This is a genomic window from Halanaerobium sp. ST460_2HS_T2 (genome assembly GCF_003337665.1).
In the GTDB taxonomy this organism is placed as follows: Bacteria; Bacillota; Halanaerobiia; order Halanaerobiales; family Halanaerobiaceae; genus Halanaerobium; species Halanaerobium kushneri.
Map to the genome: position 1 here is coordinate 71,006 of NZ_QPJF01000009.1, position 21,547 is coordinate 92,552.

The 21,547-nt window shown below is 32.9% G+C and carries 16 protein-coding genes; 13 read left to right on the forward strand and 3 right to left on the reverse strand.

Annotated elements, in window-relative coordinates; genetic code table 11:
* Positions 1 to 195: 195 nt before the first annotated feature.
* From mgtE to DFR80_RS06005, 4 genes are all read left to right on the forward strand, one after another.
* Entirely contained in the window at positions 196 to 1,545 is a 1,350-nt protein-coding gene (gene mgtE, locus DFR80_RS05990) for a magnesium transporter (RefSeq protein WP_076543359.1), read from the forward strand.
* 158 nt (positions 1,546 to 1,703) lie between these two features.
* Positions 1,704 to 2,855, forward strand: a complete 1,152-nt coding sequence (locus DFR80_RS05995; RefSeq protein ID WP_114489459.1) for a ribose-phosphate pyrophosphokinase — start codon at positions 1,704 to 1,706, stop codon at positions 2,853 to 2,855.
* 68 nt (positions 2,856 to 2,923) lie between these two features.
* On the forward strand, positions 2,924 to 3,871 hold the full coding sequence (locus tag DFR80_RS06000) for an ADP-ribosylglycohydrolase family protein (RefSeq protein ID WP_084566028.1): 948 nt from the start codon (positions 2,924 to 2,926) through the stop codon (positions 3,869 to 3,871).
* Positions 3,872 to 4,092: 221 nt separating this feature from the next.
* Positions 4,093 to 6,102: a diguanylate cyclase domain-containing protein gene (locus tag DFR80_RS06005; protein WP_114489460.1), complete on the forward strand. Its 2,010-nt coding sequence runs from the start codon at positions 4,093 to 4,095 to the stop codon at positions 6,100 to 6,102.
* Here DFR80_RS06005 and DFR80_RS06010 read toward each other — a convergent pair.
* Together DFR80_RS06010 and DFR80_RS06015 are read right to left on the reverse strand one after the other, a co-directional pair.
* Complete coding sequence (locus DFR80_RS06010; RefSeq protein ID WP_076543360.1) at positions 6,099 to 6,524, reverse strand: hypothetical protein; 426 nt, start codon at positions 6,522 to 6,524, stop codon at positions 6,099 to 6,101. The genes DFR80_RS06005 and DFR80_RS06010 overlap by 4 nt on opposite strands.
* Before the next feature lie 75 nt (positions 6,525 to 6,599).
* Complete coding sequence (locus tag DFR80_RS06015; protein ID WP_076543361.1) at positions 6,600 to 7,505, reverse strand: transcriptional regulator; 906 nt, start codon at positions 7,503 to 7,505, stop codon at positions 6,600 to 6,602.
* 465 nt (positions 7,506 to 7,970) lie between these two features.
* Between DFR80_RS06015 and DFR80_RS06020 the strand changes: the two genes are divergently transcribed.
* From DFR80_RS06020 to DFR80_RS06035, 4 genes are all read left to right on the forward strand, one after another.
* On the forward strand, positions 7,971 to 9,479 hold the full coding sequence (locus DFR80_RS06020) for an alpha-N-arabinofuranosidase (protein ID WP_114489465.1): 1,509 nt from the start codon (positions 7,971 to 7,973) through the stop codon (positions 9,477 to 9,479).
* A gap of 27 nt (positions 9,480 to 9,506) precedes the next feature.
* Positions 9,507 to 10,991 (forward strand): alpha-N-arabinofuranosidase, encoded by a 1,485-nt coding sequence (locus DFR80_RS06025; RefSeq protein WP_114489461.1) that lies wholly within the window; start codon positions 9,507 to 9,509, stop codon positions 10,989 to 10,991.
* 11 nt (positions 10,992 to 11,002) lie between these two features.
* Positions 11,003 to 12,175, forward strand: a complete 1,173-nt coding sequence (locus DFR80_RS06030) for a family 43 glycosylhydrolase (protein WP_114489462.1) — start codon at positions 11,003 to 11,005, stop codon at positions 12,173 to 12,175.
* 116 nt (positions 12,176 to 12,291) lie between these two features.
* Positions 12,292 to 13,158, forward strand: coding sequence for an aldo/keto reductase (locus DFR80_RS06035; RefSeq protein ID WP_114489463.1), 867 nt, complete (start codon positions 12,292 to 12,294; stop codon positions 13,156 to 13,158).
* Positions 13,159 to 13,254: 96 nt separating this feature from the next.
* Here the strand turns inward: DFR80_RS06035 and DFR80_RS06040 are convergent, their stop codons facing one another.
* The gene (locus DFR80_RS06040) at positions 13,255 to 14,532 is read right to left on the reverse strand and encodes an ATP-binding protein (RefSeq protein WP_084566031.1); all 1,278 of its coding nucleotides are present in this window, start codon (positions 14,530 to 14,532) and stop codon (positions 13,255 to 13,257) included.
* Positions 14,533 to 14,756: 224 nt separating this feature from the next.
* On the opposite strand from DFR80_RS06040, the gene DFR80_RS06045 reads away from it, so the two are divergent.
* From DFR80_RS06045 to DFR80_RS06065, 5 genes are all read left to right on the forward strand, one after another.
* Complete coding sequence (locus DFR80_RS06045) at positions 14,757 to 17,165, forward strand: glycoside hydrolase family 31 protein (protein ID WP_114489464.1); 2,409 nt, start codon at positions 14,757 to 14,759, stop codon at positions 17,163 to 17,165.
* Between the two features lie 25 nt (positions 17,166 to 17,190).
* Positions 17,191 to 18,465, forward strand: coding sequence for an extracellular solute-binding protein (locus DFR80_RS06050; protein ID WP_076543365.1), 1,275 nt, complete (start codon positions 17,191 to 17,193; stop codon positions 18,463 to 18,465).
* Positions 18,466 to 18,536: 71 nt separating this feature from the next.
* Complete coding sequence (locus DFR80_RS06055; protein WP_076543366.1) at positions 18,537 to 19,478, forward strand: carbohydrate ABC transporter permease; 942 nt, start codon at positions 18,537 to 18,539, stop codon at positions 19,476 to 19,478.
* Between the two features lie 14 nt (positions 19,479 to 19,492).
* A complete protein-coding gene (locus DFR80_RS06060; protein ID WP_076543367.1) occupies positions 19,493 to 20,368 on the forward strand; it encodes a sugar ABC transporter permease in 876 nt (291 codons plus the stop codon).
* Positions 20,369 to 20,503: 135 nt separating this feature from the next.
* Positions 20,504 to 21,523, forward strand: coding sequence for a LacI family DNA-binding transcriptional regulator (locus tag DFR80_RS06065; RefSeq protein ID WP_076543368.1), 1,020 nt, complete (start codon positions 20,504 to 20,506; stop codon positions 21,521 to 21,523).
* Positions 21,524 to 21,547: the final 24 nt, after the last annotated feature.

Genomic DNA, 21,547 nt, shown 5'->3' on the forward strand with positions numbered 1-21,547 from the left:
ATTATAACACAGATTCCATTATTTTCATAATAACAGTTTAAGATTATGTTTTAAGCTTCTGTTGGAAGATGTTAACTGTTTAAAAATATTTTATTTTCAATTACTTTTATCTATCCATAATTACTGTTATAATTAAAAATAGAATTAAAATTACTGGTTAGAGCTTAATATTATTTTTTTAATAGGGGTGATTTAATGGTAGAAAAAATTGATCACATCAAAGATGAAATTAATAACTATCTAAACAAAGAGGAAAATGTAAAAGAAGATTGGATAGAAGATAATCATCCTATTGATATTGCAGAAGCTCTTTCTGAACTTGAGGCTTCTAAAATAAATAGTTTTACAAAATTGCTGGAAACAGAAGACCTTGCAGATATCTTTGAAGAATCGGAAAAAGATTTGCAGATTGATATTTTGAAATGTAAAAACTCAGAAGAAATTATTGAGATTTTCTCTCATATGGCAGCGGATGATATTACTGATATTTTAGGTTTACTGCCAATACAAAAAAGAAAAGAACTGCTGAGACATATGAAGCAGGATGATGCTCTAGTAGTAAAAAATCTGCTGGGATATGATAGAGAATCTGCTGGTGGTATTATGACCACCGAATATCTTTTACTAAATAAGAATTTAAAAACTATAGAAGCTCTGCAAAAATTAAAGAAAATTGCTCCTGATACAGAAATAATTGATACTATTTTTGTTTCTGATGATAACAAAAAGCTGGTGGGAAGTGTTGATTTAAGAGATATATTGAGTTCCGATGATGAAAAAAAACTGGAAGATTTAATGGATGATAATATCATTAAAGTTTCTGCTGATGTAGACCAGGAAATTGTTGCTCAGCAGGTAGCAAAATATGATCTAACAGTAATCCCTGTAATCAATAAAAGTGGAATCTTAATTGGAATAATTACAGTTGATGATATTATTGATGTAATTGAGGCTGAAAACACTGAGGATTTATATAAAATGCATGGAGTGGATGAAGAGGAAAGCTCAGATGCAACTCTGTTTCAGTCTGTTAAAAGTAGATTGCCCTGGATGTTTATAAATCTGGCAACAGCTTTTTTAGCAACCTTTACAGTTGCTATATTTGAAGATGTTATTTCTCAGGTTGTTGCTCTGGCAGCTGCGATGCCAATAGTTGCAGGTATGGGTGGAAATGCAGGAACTCAGACACTTTCTATAGTTATTAGAGGAATTGCTCTGGGAGAAATTGATTTTAAAGATAACTGGAAACTCTTGCTTAAGGAAGCGATGGTTGGAATTATCAATGGGGCTGCTACCGGTCTGGTTACAGGTTTGATTCTGTATTTAATGTATGGAAATTATTATCTGGGAATAATTATCTTTATGGCTATGATTCTTAATTTATTGATTGCAGGTATGTTTGGTTTCTTAATTCCCCTTTCATTACAGTCACTGGGAATTGATCCGGCACTGGCCTCAGCAATATTCTTGACAACTGTTACTGATGTCTTTGGTTTCTTTGTTTTTCTTGGCCTGGCCAGAACATTTTTAATCTATTTAGTTTAAGTAAAAATTTAAAAAAATGGCAGAATATATCATTGTGAGAATATAATTAATATATAGACTTTCATTAATTAAGAAAGAGAAAAAGGATATTCAAATTAAATCTTGAAATATTATTAGGGGATAAGAAAATAATATATAAATGAGGTGCTAAAACAAAAGTGGAAGAACAAAAAATCACAAAGATACCATTTGGGCAACTGGGAATTATTGTACATGATAGCTGTAAGGGGCTGGGTAAAAAAGTAGATGATTATATTGTTAACCGAAGAAGAGAAGAATTTGCCAGCAGCTGTAGCGAATATCATGTAGATGAAATTAAAGATTCCTACATTATTGATAGTAAAATTGTTCGATTTGCTAATGGAGAAGCAAAAGCACAGCTTAAAGAATCAATTAGAGGAAAAGATATTTATATTTTAGCTGACATTGGCAACTATAATGTGACGTATAATATGTTTGGGATTGAAAATAGGATGAGTCCTGATGATCATTTTCAGGATATTAAGCGACTTATTTCTGCAATTGCAGGTAAAGCCAGAAGAATCCATGTTATTATGCCGCTTTTATATGAAGGGAGACAGGACAAAAGAAATAGTAGAGAGTCTTTAGACTGTGCGATGGCCCTACAGGAGCTAGAAAATTTGGGTGTTGAAAACATTTTCACCTTTGATGCTCATGAGACCAGAGTCCAGAATGCTATTCCTCAGACTGGTTTTGAAAGTTTACATTCTACCTATCAGATTATTAAAGCAATGCATAGGGTTGATGACCAAATTTGTTTTGATAAAGATGAAATGATGGTTATTTCTCCCGATACTGGAGCAATGGATAGAGCAATCTACTATGCAAGTGTACTTGGACTTGATGTAGGTTTATTTTATAAGCGAAGAGATTACAAAAAAATTGTTGATGGTAGAAATCCGATTATTCAACACGAATATATGGGAGCAGAAGTAGCAGGTAAGGATATATTGATTGTAGATGATATGATTGCTTCTGGGGGTTCTGTTTTTGAAATTGCCAGGGAGCTCAAAAAGAAAAATGCACGTAATATATATGTTGCAGTTTCTTTTACTTTCTTTACCAATGGTATAGAAAAAATGAATGAATACTATGAGAAAGGTTATATAACCAAGTTATTTTCAACTAATATGACCTATATTCCACAGAAATTTAAAGATGCAGATTGGTTTGAAGAGGTTGACATGTCTAAATTAATTTCACTGCTAATTGACACAGTAAATTATGATGATTCGGTCAGTCCATTATTAGATGCTACCAATAAAATCAAAAAAATTGTAGGTAAATAAGATTTAAAGAGAATAATCAGCTGATTATTCTCTTTTTTTGAAGGAAAATTAATGGAAGGGTGATTTTAGTGGCTCAGACTCCATCTGATAATCAGAAACTGATGCAAAAAATAGAAATGAAAAGAAAAAATAATGCTGCTGGAGCTTTTTTTGGTCTTATAGTCGGTGATGCCCTGGGAGCTGCAGTAGAATTTAAAAAAAGAGATAGTTTTAAAAAAATTACTGATATGAGGTCTGATGGTCCCCACGGACTTGAGGCAGGATATTGGACAGATGATAGTTCTATGGCTCTCTGTCTGGCAGAAAGTTTGAGTAAAAAAGGGTTTAACCAACAAGATCAGCTGTTGAGGTATTTAGACTGGTATAGAAATGGTTATTTAAGTTCTACCGGAAGTTGTTTTGATATTGGAGCCAATACAGCACATTCTCTGGAATTTTTTGAAGAAAATGAAAAGCTGCCCCCGGTAAAAGATAGAGCGGCAGGTAATGGTTCTTTAATGAGATTAGCTCCTGTTCCAATTTTTTTTCGGGATGATTTTATGGATGCTGTAAAATATTCAGGTGAAAGTTCATTAACAACCCATAATAATCAAATGGCGATTGATAGCTGTCGTTATTTTGGTGGTTTATTACAGCAGTTTATCAATGCTCGAATTGAGATGGATGCATTTAAGGTAAAAGTAATTAAAGATACAGCTGTAGATCTTAATTTAAATGACAGAGTAATTCTGGCAGTTAAGGGAGCTTTCCAAAAAAATAGAAGTGAGATTAAATCTGATGGTTTTGTAATCAATACTCTGGAAGCAAGTATCTGGTCTTTTTTAAAAACTGATTCATTTAAAGAGGCTCTTATTTTGGCTGCTAATTTAGGTGATGATGCAGATACAGTGGCAGCTGTAACCGGTCAGCTGGCTGGAGCTTATTATGGTTATGACTCAATTCCTAAAAAATGGACTGCTAAACTTGCTAAACCTGATTTATTAGAAAAAATTTTTAAAAATTTATATAACCACTAAACTTAAGATTTTAATTTAAAATCAGGAGGCCCCCCTTTTTACGGTTTTAAGCAGATAAGATTATCAATTCTGCTTTATCGGAAAGGGGTTTTTAAATATAAAAGATATTATTTTGATAAAAGAAGGGCAGAGCAAATTTTTGGCGAATATTATAAATATAACAATTTTTATAATAAATATGTAGTATAATTTGATCATAATTTTTATTGAGGTGTTTATAATTGAATTTTTTGAGTCTTTTAGAACTTGGTTTTACATATATTTATTCAGCCGGGTTTATCATCTTTGCCCTGGGAATTTTTTTATTGTATCAGAGAAACCAAAATAGATATTTGTTGTATTTTACAGTCTTTGCGATTTTGAGTTTTCTGGCCAATGCTGTAGATATACTATATTATTATTTTGATTTTGAAATTTTATATACTTTCTATGCAGTTTTTATAATTTTTGAAGCCTATTACCTGTTAAAAGCTGTTCATAGGTATTTTCAGCTGGAGTTAAATTCAGTTTATCTTAAAATTTTAAAATTATTGGTTTTAGTTGTGGTTTTTAGTTCTTTTACTTTTAATCGTTTTATTATTTTTGCACCTGCCCTGATTTATCTAGCTGCTGCTTTTTTTAAAAGTGCAGATGTTTTTTTTAATCAGGCATTTAATAACTATTTTAATTTTTTGGGTTTTAATAGTGTGGCTCTGGGGTTAACTGTGCTTTTTTTGCCCTATCTTCGTTTTAACTCTTATTTTGAAAAATACGGTATTTTTTTCAAGGGACTTTTTTCGCTATTGTTTATGCTGGGAATATTTGCGATCTATTATGAAGATTTGCATTACCGCTTAAAAATTAGAGAAGAGCAGTATCAAAAATTATTCAATCAATCCCCGGCTGGAATGCTTTTACTTAATAAGGACGGAAAAATAATTACTGTTAATGATGCAATCTGCCAGTATACAGGTTACAGCAGAGAAGAATTAGAAGGAGAAATGATGTTTAAGAATTTAGTTCCGATTGAGTATAAAATAAGAGCACAGGAAAATATTCGTGATATATTAAATGGAGAAGACAAAGAGTATATCATGAAAACATATAATAAAAACGGTAGTTTAAGATATTTTTTGATGAAAGAAACTAAATTTGTACAGGCAGATTTTAGTACAGCAATTTTGAGTATGAGAATTGATTATACTGATTATAAAACTAAAGAAGAAGAAATCAAATATTTAAGTTATCACGATAATCTAACAGATTTGTATAATAGGACTTTTCTGGAAGAAGAAATGACAAGATTAAATTCGTCCAGAAAACTACCTGTCTCAATAATTATGATTGATGTCAATGGACTTAAACTCTTTAATGATACTTTCGGTCATCAAAAAGGAGATCAGCTTTTAATTAAAACTGCCAGAATTCTTAAAGAATCAACAAGATCTTCTGATTTAGTTGGGCGCTGGGCCGGAGATGAATTTGTTATTATATTACCGGATACGAGTGAAGCAGATATGAAAAAAATAGTTCAAAGAATCAAGGAAAAATGTAATAAAACAAATAAAGAAGAAATTATGATTTCACTTGCTGTCGGTTCAGCAGTTAAAAATAAAGAGAGTGAAGATTTATTTGAGATCTTTAATCAGGCTGATAAGAAGATGTATCAGGAAAAGATCAGCCAGAGCAAAGAAGCTAAAAAGAAGTTGATTTCTAATATTTTAAGCTCACTTGAAGCAAAAAGTTATGAAGACAGCTTACATCTTCAGCGGATGAAAAAAATAGCAGCTGGTTTTGCAGATTATCTGGAACTAGAAAACACAGAAAAAAGTAAGTTGATTGAACTGGCTGAACTGCATGATATCGGCAAAATTTCAATACCAGAACAAATATTAACTAAAAAAGATAAGTTGAATTCTAAAGAGTGGGAGAAAATAAAAGAACATTCAGAAGTTGGTTATAAAATTGCTGCAGCTTCGAAAGAATTTGCATCACTGGCAAAAGCAATTTTATATCACCATGAAAGATGGGATGGAAATGGCTATCCTGAGGGCTTAGCAAAAGAGGAGATTCCATATTTATCAAGAATAATTTTGATTATAGATGCTTATGATGCTATGTTAAATAAAAATTATTATTCTAGAAAAATGAATAAAAAAGAAGTGATGACAGAGCTGGAAAGAAAAGCAGGCAGTCAGTTTGATCCAACTTTAACTGCCAGATTTATTGAATTTATTACTGCTAAAAATTAAATATTATAGTTTATTTTATCTGCATAAATCTTCCCCAGATAAGGTAAAAGTATAATCTGAGCTCCAATTAATCCGGTGCCCTTTTTGTGTTGATCCATTGCCAGGAGTAAAAGGAAATGTTCTATAAAACCATAACCTATTAAACCTACAATAACTCCTCCTAAATATACAAAAATATTTAAAAAATACCAGAGGTATTCAGGCATGCGATAACGATATTTATTGAACCACATTTTTAAATTATGTATTCCCCAGAAAGCGGAAGTAAAAAAGAAAGAGAAAATAATAGCAGTAAAAGCTATTGCTATTATAGAAAAAGAAAGTAAAAAAGCAGCAATAAGTCCGCAAAGAAATCCAATTAAACCACTTATTGTTGCTTTTCTGCCAAGTTTTATTATAAATTGATCCTGATTATACATCATTATTGAACTACACCCCGTAATATACAATTTTAATATTTGAAGTATGTTTAACTTAATTGTTAGATAGATTTTAATTTAACTGTAAATAAGTCTGACATAAATGCTTTGATTATAATTTCCAAAATTCTCTCCAAAAATGGTTAAACCACCTTTATTTTCAGCTTTTTCCGGTACAGCCAGTTTAAATTTAAAATTACTTTTATGATCAAGCTCAAGGTCATCAATTGTAACTTCCGAAATTTTAGAGCCATCAATAAAAGTTCCATATTTACTTACAGATAGTAATTTTAAAAGGCCGTACTGATTCCAATTAGGATACCACCAGGAAGGTGTAAAAATCCCCTTAGTTTCACCAAAATCTCCCGGACTTGTCCAGCTGCCAAGTTCATGATCATTTAAATAAAAGAATATATCAGAAGGCCAGTCATTACAGACACCTGGCGCCTCAGAACTTATTTCCATTGAAATTTGTATTTCGGTAAGTTTTTGTCCTGGTTTTAAATAATTAGGCAATCGATATTCTATAAAACCTTTAGTAAACCATAAAATTTGACTATTTATTCTTTCTGGATCGGCAAAAAAGCTGGGATCATCAACTTCTCCAATGATGTGGTCTTTATTAGCAAGACCACAGGTAGGATAGACATCATAGTCAGAAAAATGACCAACTGCAATTTCAGACTCATAAAATTTTTCTTTTCTTTTCTTTTTTAAATCAAAAATAAGTTTATCTTCATGTAAATAACAAAGCTTTTGATTACCTCTGGCGGCGGATTCTGTTGAAACCTTGATCAATCCACATTCTTCAAGTTTTTTGACATGAGAGGTAATGGCACCATTTGTTAACTCAAGCTTTTCAGCAAGCTCATTCATATTAAGCCTGTTGTATTCAGACAGCAGTTCTAAAATTTTAATTCTAGATTCAGAACTCAAGGCTTTAAAAGTATTTAACCCGTCTCTTAAATTATCTATTAAAATCAAATTCTTCCCTCCAAACTTTATTTATTTTAGTCAATTATAAAACACTTTTAATGAAAAATCAAATTTAAGTTATTTTTTAAAATTAACAAGGCAAATTATTTTGATTTAAATTTAATTAAAACAAAATATAGTTTAATATTAAACTTTTAAATACTGATATAGCAGTTATTTTGAAGCAATTATAAAAATTATTTGATTATTTAGCAAAAGTGATTTGACATCAATCTAAAGCATATGCTATACTTTTAATGAAAACTAAATAACTAAACTAATCATTCAACTTTTAAACCAATTTTAGAAGCTCATAAAATCTTTATTTGCTTATAATAAGCCGTTTTTTAGAAATGTTCTTTAGTTAATACTAAAACAAAAGCAATTAAGTTAACAATTGGATAGTGAGGGTAATTAATTTTGTAGGAGATGGAGTTTTTGAAAATATATTATTATAAAGAAGGGAAGAAAATTATGACAAAAAAGAAAGCCAATGTTTATTTAGATCGTAACTTTACAGTTAGTGAGGTAGATGAGAGAATTTTTGGTTCCTTTATTGAACATCTGGGTCGTGCAGTTTATACAGGGATTTATCAGCCCGATCATCAAACAGCAGATGAAAATGGTTTTAGAGAAGATGTATTAGAATTAATTAAAGAAATAGATCCTCCAATTATTCGCTATCCTGGTGGGAATTTTGTTTCTGGTTATAACTGGGAGGATGGAGTTGGTCCTGTAGAAGATAGGCCGAATCGGCTTGAACTAGCCTGGAGAACTGTTGAGACAAATGAAGTTGGCACCAATGAGTTTATGCAGTGGGCTGAAAAAGCAGGAACTGATGTTATGATGGCTGTTAACTTAGGAACTAGAGGAATTGATGCTGCCCGCAATTATTTAGAGTACTGTAATCATCCTGGTGGAAGTTATTACAGTGATTTACGCAAAGAACACGGCAGAGAGGAGCCCTATAATATCAAAACCTGGTGTCTTGGAAATGAGATGGATGGTCCCTGGCAGATTGGACATAAAACAGCTGACGAATATGGACGTCTGGCTTTAGAAACAGCAAAGGTTATGAAGGGACTTGATCCCGATATTGAACTTGTTGTTTCTGGAAGCTCAAACCGTCAGATGCCAACTTTTGCTGATTGGGAAGCAACTGTTTTAGAACATACTTATGAACATATTGATTATATTTCTTTACATCAGTATTTCCGTAATGATGAAGATGATATTAAAAACTTCCTGGCTCAGACAGAAAGTCTCGACGATTTTATCCATTCAGTTGTTTCAATATGTGACTATATTAAAGCTAAGAAAAATAGTGATAAAACTGTTAATTTATCATTTGATGAGTGGAATGTTTGGTATCACTCTGATGATGCTGACAAAAAGAGAGAGCCCTGGCAAGTTGCACCTCCACAGTTAGAAGACATTTATAATTTTGAAGATGCACTTGTGGTGGGATTGACCTTAATTACTTTATTAAAACATGCAGATCGGGTTAAAATTGCCAATCAGGCTCAACTTGTAAATGTTATTGCACCAATAATGACTAGTGAAGATGGAGGGAGCTGGAGACAGACTATTTTTTATCCTTATTATCATGCTTCTAAATTTGGTAGAGGTACTGTTTTAGACAGTCGAGTAACTTCTCCCACATATGATAGTAAAGATTTTAAAGATGTTGATCTTTTGGATCAGGTAACAATATTTGATGAAGATAAGGAAGAACTTACTATCTTTGCCGTTAATAGAGATACTGAATCTGCTCTGAAATTAGACACTCAACTAAATGGATTTGAAGATTATCAGGTTGTTGAACATATTGTCCTGGAAAATGAGGATCTTAAGGCTGTTAATACTGAAGAAAATCCAAATAATGTTAAACCTCATAGTAACGGCAGCTCAGAAGTAAAAGGAAACAAACTAACTGCTGAATTACCCAAACTATCCTGGAATGTTATTAGACTGACTAAATAAAAAATTGATGATGTTAGGAGTGTAGTTATGAATAAATTAAATATTAATTTAGATGAAAAGAAAGAAAAAATAAATAAAAATATTTATGGACATTTTGCCGAACATTTAGGCAGATGCATTTATGAGGGTTTCTGGGTTGGAGAAGATTCCGATATTCCCAATCAAAATGGGATTAGAACAGATGTAGTAGAAGCCCTGAAAAATATTGATATTCCTGTTTTAAGATGGCCGGGAGGCTGTTTTGCAGATGAATATCACTGGAAAGACGGTGTTGGCCCCAGAGAAGAAAGGGCAACAATTGTAAATACTCACTGGGGTAATGTAACTGAAAACAATCATTTTGGAACTCACGAATTTATGAAATTATGTGATCTGCTGGGAGCAGAGCCATATATTTCAGGCAATGTTGGCAGTGGAACTATTAGAGAAATGCAGGAATGGATTGATTATATTACTCATGACGGAGAATCTCCAATGTCTGACTGGAGAAAAGAAAATGGCCGCGAAGAGCCCTGGCATTTAAAATATTTTGGAGTTGGAAATGAAAATTGGGGCTGTGGTGGTAATATGAGACCTGAATATTATGCAGATCAGTATCGTAATTATCAGACTTATGTCCGCGACCATGGTGATAATGAAATTTTTAAGATTGCCTGTGGTGCTAATATAGATGATTATAACTGGACGGAAGTCTTAATGGAAAATGCAGCCAGCCAGATGGATGGCTTAAGTCTTCATTATTACACAATTCCTGGTGATTTCTGGGAAGGTAAAGGGTCTGCAACTGACTTTAAAGAAGATGAGTGGTTTATAACTTTAAAGAAAGCTCTCAAAATGGATGAATTGATTTCCAAACATGGTGCAATTATGGATCGTTATGATCCAGAAAAAAGAATCGCAATGATTGTTGATGAGTGGGGAGCCTGGTATGATGTTAAGCCAGGAACAAATCCTGGGTTTTTGTATCAGCAGAATACTTTAAGAGATGCACTGATTGCTGGAGTAACTTTAAATATCTTTAATCAGCATGCTGATCGAGTTAGAATGGCTAATATAGCTCAGACTAATAATGTACTCCAGGCTATGATATTAACTGATAAAGAGGATATGATTTTAACCCCAAGTTATCATGTGTTTGAAATGTATAAAGTACATCAAAATGCAGAGCTTCTTCATTTTGATCTTGAGAGTGAAGCTTATAAATTTGATGATCAAGAAATTCCGGCATTAAATGCATCTGCTTCAGTAAATAAAGAGGGAGAAGTAAATATTACTGTTTGTAATTTAGATCCAAATAAAGAAATAGAATTAAAAACTAACTTATTAGCAGAAAACTTAAATTTGTCTGAAGTAAAGGCTAGAGTTCTAACAGCATCTCAGTTAAATGCTCATAATAGTTTTGATAATCCTGATAATCTTAAGCCTGTAGAATTTAATAAAATAGAATTCGCTGAGGCTCAGCTTAAAGCTAAGCTGCCTGCAGCTTCGGTAACTTTAATTACATTGAGTTAGGTGGGATAAAAATGAATAATTATACTGAAGAAATTACAAAAATTGAAGCAATAGAAATTGTCAGCTCTGATCCAGCTGCAATTGAACTACCAGAAAAGATTAAAATTTTTCTGGATGGTAAATATAGCTACAGGGGTGTTCAGTGGGAGAATATAGATCTGGATGAACTGAAAGCAAAAGGGGAATTGGTAGTTAAAGGTAAACTAAGCGAGATTAATTATCCTGAGCCGTTGGTAGAGAAGAGAGCTGATCCCTATATCTATAAACATAGTGATGGTTATTATTACTTTACAGGTTCTTATCCTGATTACGATCGGATTGTTCTAAGAAGAGCTAAAAATATAAGTGATTTAAAAAACGCAGAAGAATATGTGCTCTGGGAAAAATATGACCAGGGTGAAATGAGTAAACATATCTGGGCACCTGAAATTCATTATATTAATGGCAAATGGTATATTTATTTTGCTGCAGGTAAAAAAGATGATGTCTGGGCTATTCGCCCTTATGTTTTGGAATGTCAGGATGAAAATCCTCTTACTGGCGAATGGATTGAAAAAGGTGAAATTAATATTGAATTTGAAAGTTTCAGTCTTGATGCAACCACCTTTAAACATCAGGGTAAAAGGTATTTAATCTGGGCGCAAAAAGTAGCTGATAATACAATTTCAAATCTCTATATTGCAGAAATGGAAAACCCCTGGACAATTAAGAGCCAGCACTTACTTTCAGAACCAGAATATGACTGGGAAGTAATTGGTTTTGATGTAAATGAAGGTCCGGCTGTAATTAAACGAAATGGGGAAATATTTGTTACATTTTCTGCCAGTGAAACAGGAGCTCCTTATTGTATGGGGCTTTTGAGTGCTGATCAGAACAGTAATCTTCTGGACCGCAGTTCCTGGACTAAAAGTAAAAAGCCTGTTTTAAAAACCAGTGAGGTGACTTCACTTTATGGACCGGGTCATAATTCTTTTACAAAGTCCGAAGATGGGGTTACGGATTTATTGGTCTACCATGCCAGACCATATAAAGAGATTAAAGGAAATCCACTTTATGATCCCAACCGCCATGGAAGAATACAGGAGATTTTCTGGCAGGAGAATGGAAAACCATATTTTGCTTATCCAGGACTTAAAATTAATGATAGGATTGAAGTTGAAGCTAAAATAAAATTAAAAAAATAAGATCAAAATTCGAGGGAGTTTAGCTGTCTATCTGGTGAGCTCCCTTGCTATTTTTTATTAGATATATTATTATTGCATATAGAGAAAACTTCAAATAAATCGAGGAGGTACAAATAATGAAATATCGAAAACTCGGCAAAACTGATTTGAACGTATCAGAAATTACTTTTGGTGGAATAATGTTAATGAATACGCCCCAAAAAGAGGCCGATCAGATAGTTGAAGCTGCTGTTAAAAAAGGTATAAACTTCTTTGATGTAGGTCCAACCTATGGTAATGCACAGAATATTCTGGGTCCTGCCCTTAAACCTTATCGTGATAAAGTCTATCTGGCCAATAAAACAGAACCTGGTCAGACAAAAGAACAGGTAAAAAAAGATATAGAAAAATCGCTAAAATTATTGGAAACAGATTATTTTGACCTCTACCAGCTGCACGAGGTTACAGATGAAGATGCACTAAATAAAGCACTTGGTTCTGGTGGTGCCCTGGAAGCAATTATTGAGGCTAAAGAAGAGGGATTGATAAAACATATTGGATTTTCAGCTCATAAAGAATGGGCTGCTTTAAAATTAATTAAAAGTTTTGATTTTGATACCATAATGTTTCCTGTGAACTGGAACTATTGGTTTAACTTTAATCAGGGACCAGAAGTAATTAAGCAGGCTAGAAAAAAAGGAATGGGAATCATTGCAATTAAAGCTCTAGCTCAAAAACGCTGGCAGGATGGTCGTCAAAAAAATTATAATACCTGGTATAAACCAATTTATGATAATGATCGTCTGGCTGAACTGGCACTTAAGTTTACCCTATCTCAGGATGTAGATACAGCTGTTAGTCCTGGAGATAATCGAATGCTAGATCTGGCATTAAAAATATATCAGGAAAATAATCAGGACTTAAAAATATCTGGAACTGAATTGGAAGAATTAAAAGGATTTTTAGATAGTCACGGTGGTAAATTATATCCAATACCAAAATAAAAATAAGTTAAAATTATCAATACCGTTCTTTTAAAGTTAGATGGTTATAAATCAACTGTCTTAGCTTTAAAGAACGGTATTAAATTTAGATTATTATTATCTTGATTTTTGAAAATGATTTTCTTTTAACAGTTGATCTATAAACTGTCTGGCTGAACGTCCGGAACGACCATTATTCCATCTGCTCCACTGCAGTGCTCTTTTTTCTAATTCATCTTTTTTAAGATTAATATTCTCCTGAGCAGCCAGACCTTTGACTATTTTTAAATACTCATCCTGGGCTGGATTAGAAAACATTAAAGTCAGACCAAATCTTTCCGAAAGCGATAATTTTTCATTTAAAATATCATTTTCATGGATTTCCGATTCTCGATCCTGCCACTTTTCTCTAACCAGATGTCTGCGATTACTTGTGGCATAAAATAGAACATTATCTGGTCGGGATTCAATTCCGCCCTCCATAACTGCTTTTAAATATTTATAATCTGTTTCGAACTCTTCAAAAGAAAGATCATCCATAAAAATTATAAAATAAAGTCCTCGTTCATTTAAGTATTCAAGAATTGAAGGTAATTCTTTAATTTGAGAGCTATTTATTTCTATTAAACGAAGTCCCTGCTGATAAAATTTGTTAACCAGGGCCTTAACAGAAGATGATTTGCCTGTACCACTATCTCCATAGAGCAGTACATTATGAGCCTGAAATCCATTTAAAAAACTTTTAGTGTTTTCTATTAATTTTTGCTGTGTTTTTTGATAAGAAATTAGATTCGCAAAAGTAATTGGATCAGAATTATTGACTCGAGTTAATTTGTTATCCTGCCAGAAAAAAGCTCGGCTTTCATTTAAAATAGAAGCACCATGATTATAATAAAAATTTATTAACGCTTTTAAATTATCATCAATAGAAGCAGAGACAAAGAGTTTTTTAAATAAATTTTCTTTCTCAAGATTTCGATCTGTTTCAGCTAGTTTAAAATTACCTAGATGTTCAAAATCCTCAAAATCAAGGTTAATAAGCAGATCATTAAAAGAAAATGAAAATAAAGTGGTGATAATTTTAATATCATTTTTTGCCAGCAGGTAGAGGCTGGAATCTTGATCTATTGTACCTTTTTCAGCTTTTAAAGAAAAGATATTTTCAGAATCAGTGACAATTTTTTTGAGATAGTTATGCCAGATATCCCCCTGCAGACCTTCTTTGATATTTAACTCAATAAGCTCATAAATTAAATTAGTTAGAGTTTGATCAGAATTATCTAATTGATCTGCAATTTCTTTTAAACTACTAATAATTTTATTTTCTTTAACTTCTCTAAATAGAATTATTTTTTCAGTAGATTTTAAAATATTTAGTAATTGATTATCATGCAAGCTATTTCCCCCCTGTATTATCTTAATATTATTAGTTATTATAACAGATTTGACCTAATTTTTACATGAGAGATAAAAAATTTCTAAAAAATCCTTGCAAAATTTTTTGATATATATTAATATATAAATTGAGAAAAGCACTAAATAATATTTTTTTGTCGAATTGTGCAAACGATTGCGCAATTAATTTATTGTTTGATTTGAAGTTTGAAAGGAGTTTTTTAATGGATAATAGTGAAGCTCTACTGCAGGGTAAAAGCAGAGATGACAGCAGTGATTATAATAAACTGCAGGGTATTTTAAATTATAGGATAAGGAATAACAAAATTATATTTGAGTTTAAACATGCAGAGGCTGTTATAAAATTTTTAAGTGCTGACAGTTTTAGGCTGATTATGGCTCATTCCAATCAATCTATAAATTACCGGAGTACCCCAGCAGTAATTAAACATAATTTAAGCTATGATAATTTTGATATTAAAGAAAAGGATAATCAAATTATTATTGAAACTGAAAAACTTTTGCTTAAAGTAAAAAAAGATAAGTTTTTACTTAAAGTTTATGATAAAAAAGGCAATTTAATCCATCAAGATTATTCTAATCATGCTCTGGGCTGGAAAAAGCAGAAAGTAAGAGCCTGGAAATCTTTTAAAAATAACGAAAGGTTTTATGGTCTGGGTGAGAAAACAGGCTGGCTTGATAAAAAGGGCAGACGTTATGAAATGTGGAATCATGATACTTTTGTGCCCCATGTTGATGATACTGATCCCTTATATCAATCGATTCCCTTTTTGATTTCTTACAGCCCTGAAAATAGTTATGGTATTTATTTTGATAATTCCTATAGAAGCTTTTTTGATCTTGGAAGTGAGGGGCAGGATTATTATTCTTTCTGGGCTGAAGGTGGAGATCTGGATTACTATTTTTTAAATGGTCCCTCCATAAAAGAAGTAATTCAGAAATACTCAAATATAACCGGCAGAATGCCTTTGCCACCCAAATGGTCACTTGGCTATCACCAGTCACGCTATAGCTATTATCCTCAGGCTGAGGTTGAACAGCTGGTAAAGACCTTTAGAGACAAAGAAATTCCCTGTGATGCTTTTCATTTTGATATCCATTATATGGACGAATATAAGATTTACACCTGGGATGAAGATCGTTTTCCTGACCCAGAGGCTATGTTTACTAATATGGCTGACAATGGAATCAAAGGAGTTACAATAATAGACCCGGGGGTAAAAAGAGATCCTGAATATAATCTTTATCAGGAAGGTATGGAAAATGACTATTTCTGTAAATATCTTGATGGTAAGGTTTTTATAGATAAGGTCTGGCCGGGAAAATGTGCTTTTCCAGATTTTACTCAGTCAGAGGTAAGAGACTGGTGGGCCGGTCTGCAGAAAGATTATGTGGAATTAGGAATTAAGGGTATCTGGAATGACATGAATGAGCCAGCTGTCTTTAATAAAACTGATACTATGGATGTAAATGTAATGCATCAGAATGATGGAGATCCTGGAACTCACCGCAGGTTTCATAATCTTTATGGCTTTTTAGAGGATAAGGCTACTTTTGAAGGTTTAAAAGAAAGCCTTGAAAATGAAAGACCATTTGTGCTAACCAGGTCAGGTTTTGCTGGTATTCAGCGTTATTCAGCTGTCTGGACTGGAGATAACCGAAGTTTCTGGGATCATATAAAAATTGCGATGCCAATGCTGATGAATCTGGGCATGTCAGGGGTAAGTTTTTGTGGAACAGATGTTGGAGGTTTTACAGGCAACAGTAATGGGGAACTCTTAACCCGCTGGACTCAGATGGGAGCTTTTGTTCCTTTCTTTAGAAATCATTGTGAGGTTAGAGCAATTTCTCAGGAGCCCTGGTCTTTTGGAGCGAAGCATGAAAAAATAATTAAAAAATATATTGAGCTGAGATATAAATTAATTACTCATCTTTATAATCTTTTCTATCAGGCTTCTCAAACTGGTGTTCCTGTTATGAGACCTCTAATAATGGAATTTCCAGAAGATCAAAAATGTGAAAATTTATCTGATCAGTTTATGATTGGAGAGAGTTTATTGGTAGCTCCAGTATATCAGCCGGATCAGAAAAAAAGAATGCTTTATCTGCCGGAAGGAAAATGGATTGATTTCTGGACAAAGGAAATTTATCAGGGTGGAGACCATATTATAGTTGATGCACCATTAGATACTCTACCACTTTTTGTTAGAGCAGGAAGTATTATTCCGCTTAATAAAAAATTAAACTATGTTGAAGAAGAAAAAATTGAATCACTGAAATTAAATATTTTCTTAACTGAAGATAATAATTTAGGTAATTACAGTCTATACGATGATGATGGTATCTCATATAACTATCAGGATGGTATCTATAATTTGACAGATTTTAATTATCAATATACTGATAATCAGATAATTTTTAATATAGAAAGAACAGAAGAAAACTATCAGCAGGAATTTAAAGATTATAAGTTGATTTTCAATAATTTAAATAAGGATCCTCAAAATATCTATGTTGATGGTAATAATTTAAATGAGTTTATTTACTCTGATAACACACTGGAATTTAAAGTTCCAGTTGTTATAAATAAAATTACCATAGAATTAAGTTAAAACAAATTAAAAGGAGGAATTATTAATGAGAAAGTCAATTATCAAAGTTTCAATTTTAGTTTTAGCTTTAGCACTTATTTTTTCTGGAGGTGTTGCTGCTCAGCAGAATCTAGATAAAAAGGAAATTACTGATCAGGTAACACTAAAATTATGGGAAGCCGATGAAGAAAGAATTGATAATGAAATTTTAGATCCCTTAATCAAAAAATTTGAAAACAAATATCCAAATGTTACTGTAGAGAGAACTCATGCAGGTAGTGTTGAGGATCTCAGACAGAACACCCAAACTGCTTATATGGGTGGACAGGGACCAGATCTTGTATTAAGCCCTTTTGATCATATTGGTCCATTTTCAATTATGGGACTTGCTCAGCCATTAGATAAACTGATGAGTCAGGATATGAAAGATAAGTATATTGATGCTGCTCTGCCAGGTATGAGTTTACATGGTAAAACTTATGGTGTTCCTGTAACTATGGGAAATCATTTAATGTTAATGTATAATAAAAAGATTGTAGATCAAGCCCCAGAAACCTGGTCTGAGTTAATTAAAGTTGCAAAAGCAAATACAGTTGATGAAGATGGTGATGGTCTAGTTGATAAATATGGCTTAGCATATAATTTAAATGAGCCCTTCTGGTGGGCTGCTTTCCACGGTGGCTTTGGCGGCTGGGTTTTTGACGAAGATTATAAGCCAACATTAAATACAGAAGCTACTGTAGATTCTCTGCAGTTTGTTCACGACCTGAAGTTTGAATATGAAATTGTACCTAAAGAATCTGATTATGATCTGATGGATAGTCTCTTTAAAAAAGGCGATGTTGCCTTTATTATTAATGGAGACTGGTCAATTGAGGGTTATAAAAATGCCGATAATATTGATTTAGGTGTAGCACCAATACCTAAATTCGATAAAACAGGTAAATATGGCCAGCCGATGACCAGTGGTAAAGGCTTTATTATGCTGTCAGATCTACCTGAACAAAAACAGATTGCTGCAATTAAGTTTATTGATTTTATGACAAGTACTGCAGCTCAGGAGCTTTATGTTGATAATAATTTCCTACCAAGTAATGATCATGCTTATGGATTACCACAGATTCAGAATGATCCAATTATGAAAGGTTCTGCAGAACAGTTAAGAAAAGGAAAGGCGATGCCAGTAGTACCGGAGATGAGAGGTATCTGGGATGCTGTAAGACCAGCTCTGCAGAGTGTTATGAGTGGAGATTTATCTCCAGAAGCAGCTGCTGAACAAATGCAGAAAGAAGCAGAAGAAAATATTAAGAGCATGCAGTAAAAAAGTCATTTTACAACTAAAAAGGGGGGACTAATCCCCTCTTTTTCTTTATGAAAAAGGGAGGTAATTAAATGAGCCAATCTGATGAAAACTTAAGGTTTACATCAGCCTTATCAAATTTTTCTATCAAAGATTTCTGGAGAGAACACAAATTTTCTTATATGATGTTGCTGCCGGCTTTTATAGTGGTTTTATTTGTTGTGATTTACCCATTTTTTTATAACTTTAGGCTTGCTTTTTCTAATCTCAATATGTATAACATGAGACAGTTTATTCAAAGTGATCAGCTTAGCTATATTGGGATTGACAATTTTATTCAGATTATAACTGAAAGTTCATTCTGGATTATTTTACTGAGAACTGTTGCCTGGACAGTTATTAATGTTGTAGCTCATGTAGGTTTTGGAATATTTTATGCCATTATACTTGATCGTGATTTAATGTTTAAATCAATTTATAGAACTTTATTAGTAATTCCCTGGGCTATTCCTCAGTATATAGTAGTTTTAATCTGGAAGGGTATGTTTAATTTTCGTTATGGAGCAGTAAATTTACTTTTAAGGAAAATTGGTGTACCGGGGGTGGCCTGGCTAAGTCAGGCAAGTACAGGTTTTTCGGCAGCCTTAATTGTTAATATCTGGCTTGGAATTCCATTTATGATGATGATTGCTCTTGGTGGTCTGCAGAGTATTGATCCTAATTTTTATGAGGCAGCAGAAATTGATGGAGCCAGTAACTGGCAGCAGATTAAACATATCACTCTACCTCTATTAAAACCAGTTATGTTACCTGCTGTAATTTTGGGAGTTGTCTGGACTTTTAATAATTTAAGAGTTATTTATCTTTTAACTCAAAACACCTTAACAAATAAAATAGATATTCTGGTTACCCATGTTTATCGTTCTGCTTTTGAGTTTTATCGATATGGATATGCAGCAGCATTTTCATTAATTATTTTTGTTATTTTATTAGTCTGGGCAATTAGTTTTATTGACTATATAAATGAAGACTAAAGGGAGGTAATTAAATGTCAGTAAAAAAAGATAGCAAATGGAAGCGAATAGTATTCCATATAATATTACTTATTTCTGTGGTAATCGCAGTTTATCCGGCCTTAAGAGTTTTTGGTACTTCCTTAAGACCGGGAGATTCACTACATTCTACAAGCCTGGCTATTATTCCTGATGATGCAACCTTTGATGCCTATAAAACTTTGATTTTTGATAAAGGTTTTTTAATCTGGTTGAGAAACTCACTGCTGGTGACTTTCTTTACAGTGGTTATAGGAGTTTCTTTAGCATCAACAGCTGGCTATGTTTTTTCTCGCAAGAGATTTCCGGGGCGCAAATCCGGTCTAACATTTTTTCTGCTCACTCAGATGTTTCCTGCTACAATGCTTTTGCTGCCGATGTACATTCTGCTGGCCCAGTTTGGTTTAACTGATCAAACAGTTGTAGTTCCATTTTTGGGAATGGCTAAAGCTCACATAGGTTTAATTATCATGTATTCTTCGACAGCTCTACCTTTATGTGTCTGGCAGATGAAGGGATATTATGATACAATTCCGGAAAGTCTTGAAGAAGCAGCACTGGTTGATGGCTTAAATCAGTTCCAGGCATTTTATAAGATAATTTTGCCCCTGGCAAAACCGGCACTGGTAATTACAGCCTTATTTTCTTTTATGACAGCCTGGAATGAATATATGGTGGCCCGAGTGGTAATGACAGACAATAGTTTATATACTCTGCCAGTAGGGTTAACCAATCTGGCCGGTCAGTTTAACACTGCCTGGGCAGAATTTGCAGCTGCTTCTGTACTAATTATGCTACCTGTTATGGCAGTTTTCTTACTGTTATCCAGATTTTTAGTTGGTGGTCTGACTCTGGGTGGTGTAAAAGGTTAATTTTAAGTTTAAAAACCATTGATGAGCTTAAATTAGAATAATTGCCATATTATATTTAAATCTGAGTAAAATTGTTATATAATATTGACAGAGATTTATTATCTATCTTAACTAAATTATAAGGATTGATCAAATATGCCTACTTTAAAAGATGTGGCAAAAAGAGCTGGTGTAGCGCCATCCACAGTATCTCGAGTCATTAATGACAGTTCTCGGATTAGTGAAGAAACTAAATTTAAGGTTAGAAAAATTATGGATGAAATAGGCTATCATCCCAATATAAATGCCCGTAATCTGGTCAAACAGCGATCACATAATCTGGGACTTGTGATCCCTTATTCAACAGAAGAAGCTTTTGCTGACCCTTTTTATTCAGAAATTTTACGCGGAATAGGTGTTCTGGCACATTCAAAGGGGTTTAATTTACTGTTACTAACCAGCAATGGAGAAGATGAAGAAAAAAAGACTGTTCTAAATGCTGTTAGGGGCAAACAGATTGATGGAGTTTTACTTCTGCGTGCCAAGAAAGAGGATGGTTTAATTGATGAGCTAACTAAAATAAATTTTCCTTTTGTAATTGTTGGTCGCCCGGAAGAACAGGATAAATATTACTGGGTTAATAATGATAATATAGCTGCCAGTGAAAGAGTTGTGGATTATTTAATTGCAAATGGTCATCGAAATATTGCCATGATCGTTGGCGACGAAAATTATATAATGAATGAGGACCGTCTTCAGGGATATAAAAACTCTTTGCGTAAAAACAATTTAAAAATTAAGGATGAATTAATTGTTCAGTCCGAAAAAATTGATTATCAGAGTATTTATATGCTTTCTCAAAAAATGATCAAAGAATATCCAGAAATCACAGCTTTTTATGGGATGAGCGATACCATGGCTTATACAATTATGCAGGCTATGAATGATCTACAGATGAGTATACCAGAAGATATATCAATAGTTGGTTTTAATAATAATCCAATGTCAAAAATTGTCTCTCCACCTTTAACAACAGTAGATATTAATATTTATTTACTCGGTAATAAAGCAACTGAGTTATTAATCGGAGTTATTAATGGTCAGATTGACAAGTATCAGCATACAATTGTACCGGCTAAGATTATAGAAAGAAGCTCCTGTAAAAAATTAAATTAATTTACATTTTAGATTCCGACAGAT

What these genes read in the sequence shown, in the direction of transcription:
- DFR80_RS06010 (WP_076543360.1), bottom strand. Translation starts at nt 6,524, where the DNA reads ATGATGTATAATCAGGATCAATTTATAATAAAACTTGGCAGAAAAGCA.
- DFR80_RS06055 (WP_076543366.1), top strand. Translation starts at nt 18,537, where the DNA reads ATGAGCCAATCTGATGAAAACTTAAGGTTTACATCAGCCTTATCAAAT.
- DFR80_RS06060 (WP_076543367.1), top strand. Translation starts at nt 19,493, where the DNA reads ATGTCAGTAAAAAAAGATAGCAAATGGAAGCGAATAGTATTCCATATA.
- DFR80_RS06065 (WP_076543368.1), top strand. Translation starts at nt 20,504, where the DNA reads ATGCCTACTTTAAAAGATGTGGCAAAAAGAGCTGGTGTAGCGCCATCC.
- DFR80_RS06025 (WP_114489461.1), top strand. Translation starts at nt 9,507, where the DNA reads ATGAATAAATTAAATATTAATTTAGATGAAAAGAAAGAAAAAATAAAT.
- DFR80_RS06045 (WP_114489464.1), top strand. Translation starts at nt 14,757, where the DNA reads ATGGATAATAGTGAAGCTCTACTGCAGGGTAAAAGCAGAGATGACAGC.
- DFR80_RS06020 (WP_114489465.1), top strand. Translation starts at nt 7,971, where the DNA reads ATGACAAAAAAGAAAGCCAATGTTTATTTAGATCGTAACTTTACAGTT.
- DFR80_RS06035 (WP_114489463.1), top strand. Translation starts at nt 12,292, where the DNA reads ATGAAATATCGAAAACTCGGCAAAACTGATTTGAACGTATCAGAAATT.
- DFR80_RS06050 (WP_076543365.1), top strand. Translation starts at nt 17,191, where the DNA reads ATGAGAAAGTCAATTATCAAAGTTTCAATTTTAGTTTTAGCTTTAGCA.
- mgtE (WP_076543359.1), top strand. Translation starts at nt 196, where the DNA reads ATGGTAGAAAAAATTGATCACATCAAAGATGAAATTAATAACTATCTA.
- DFR80_RS06030 (WP_114489462.1), top strand. Translation starts at nt 11,003, where the DNA reads ATGAATAATTATACTGAAGAAATTACAAAAATTGAAGCAATAGAAATT.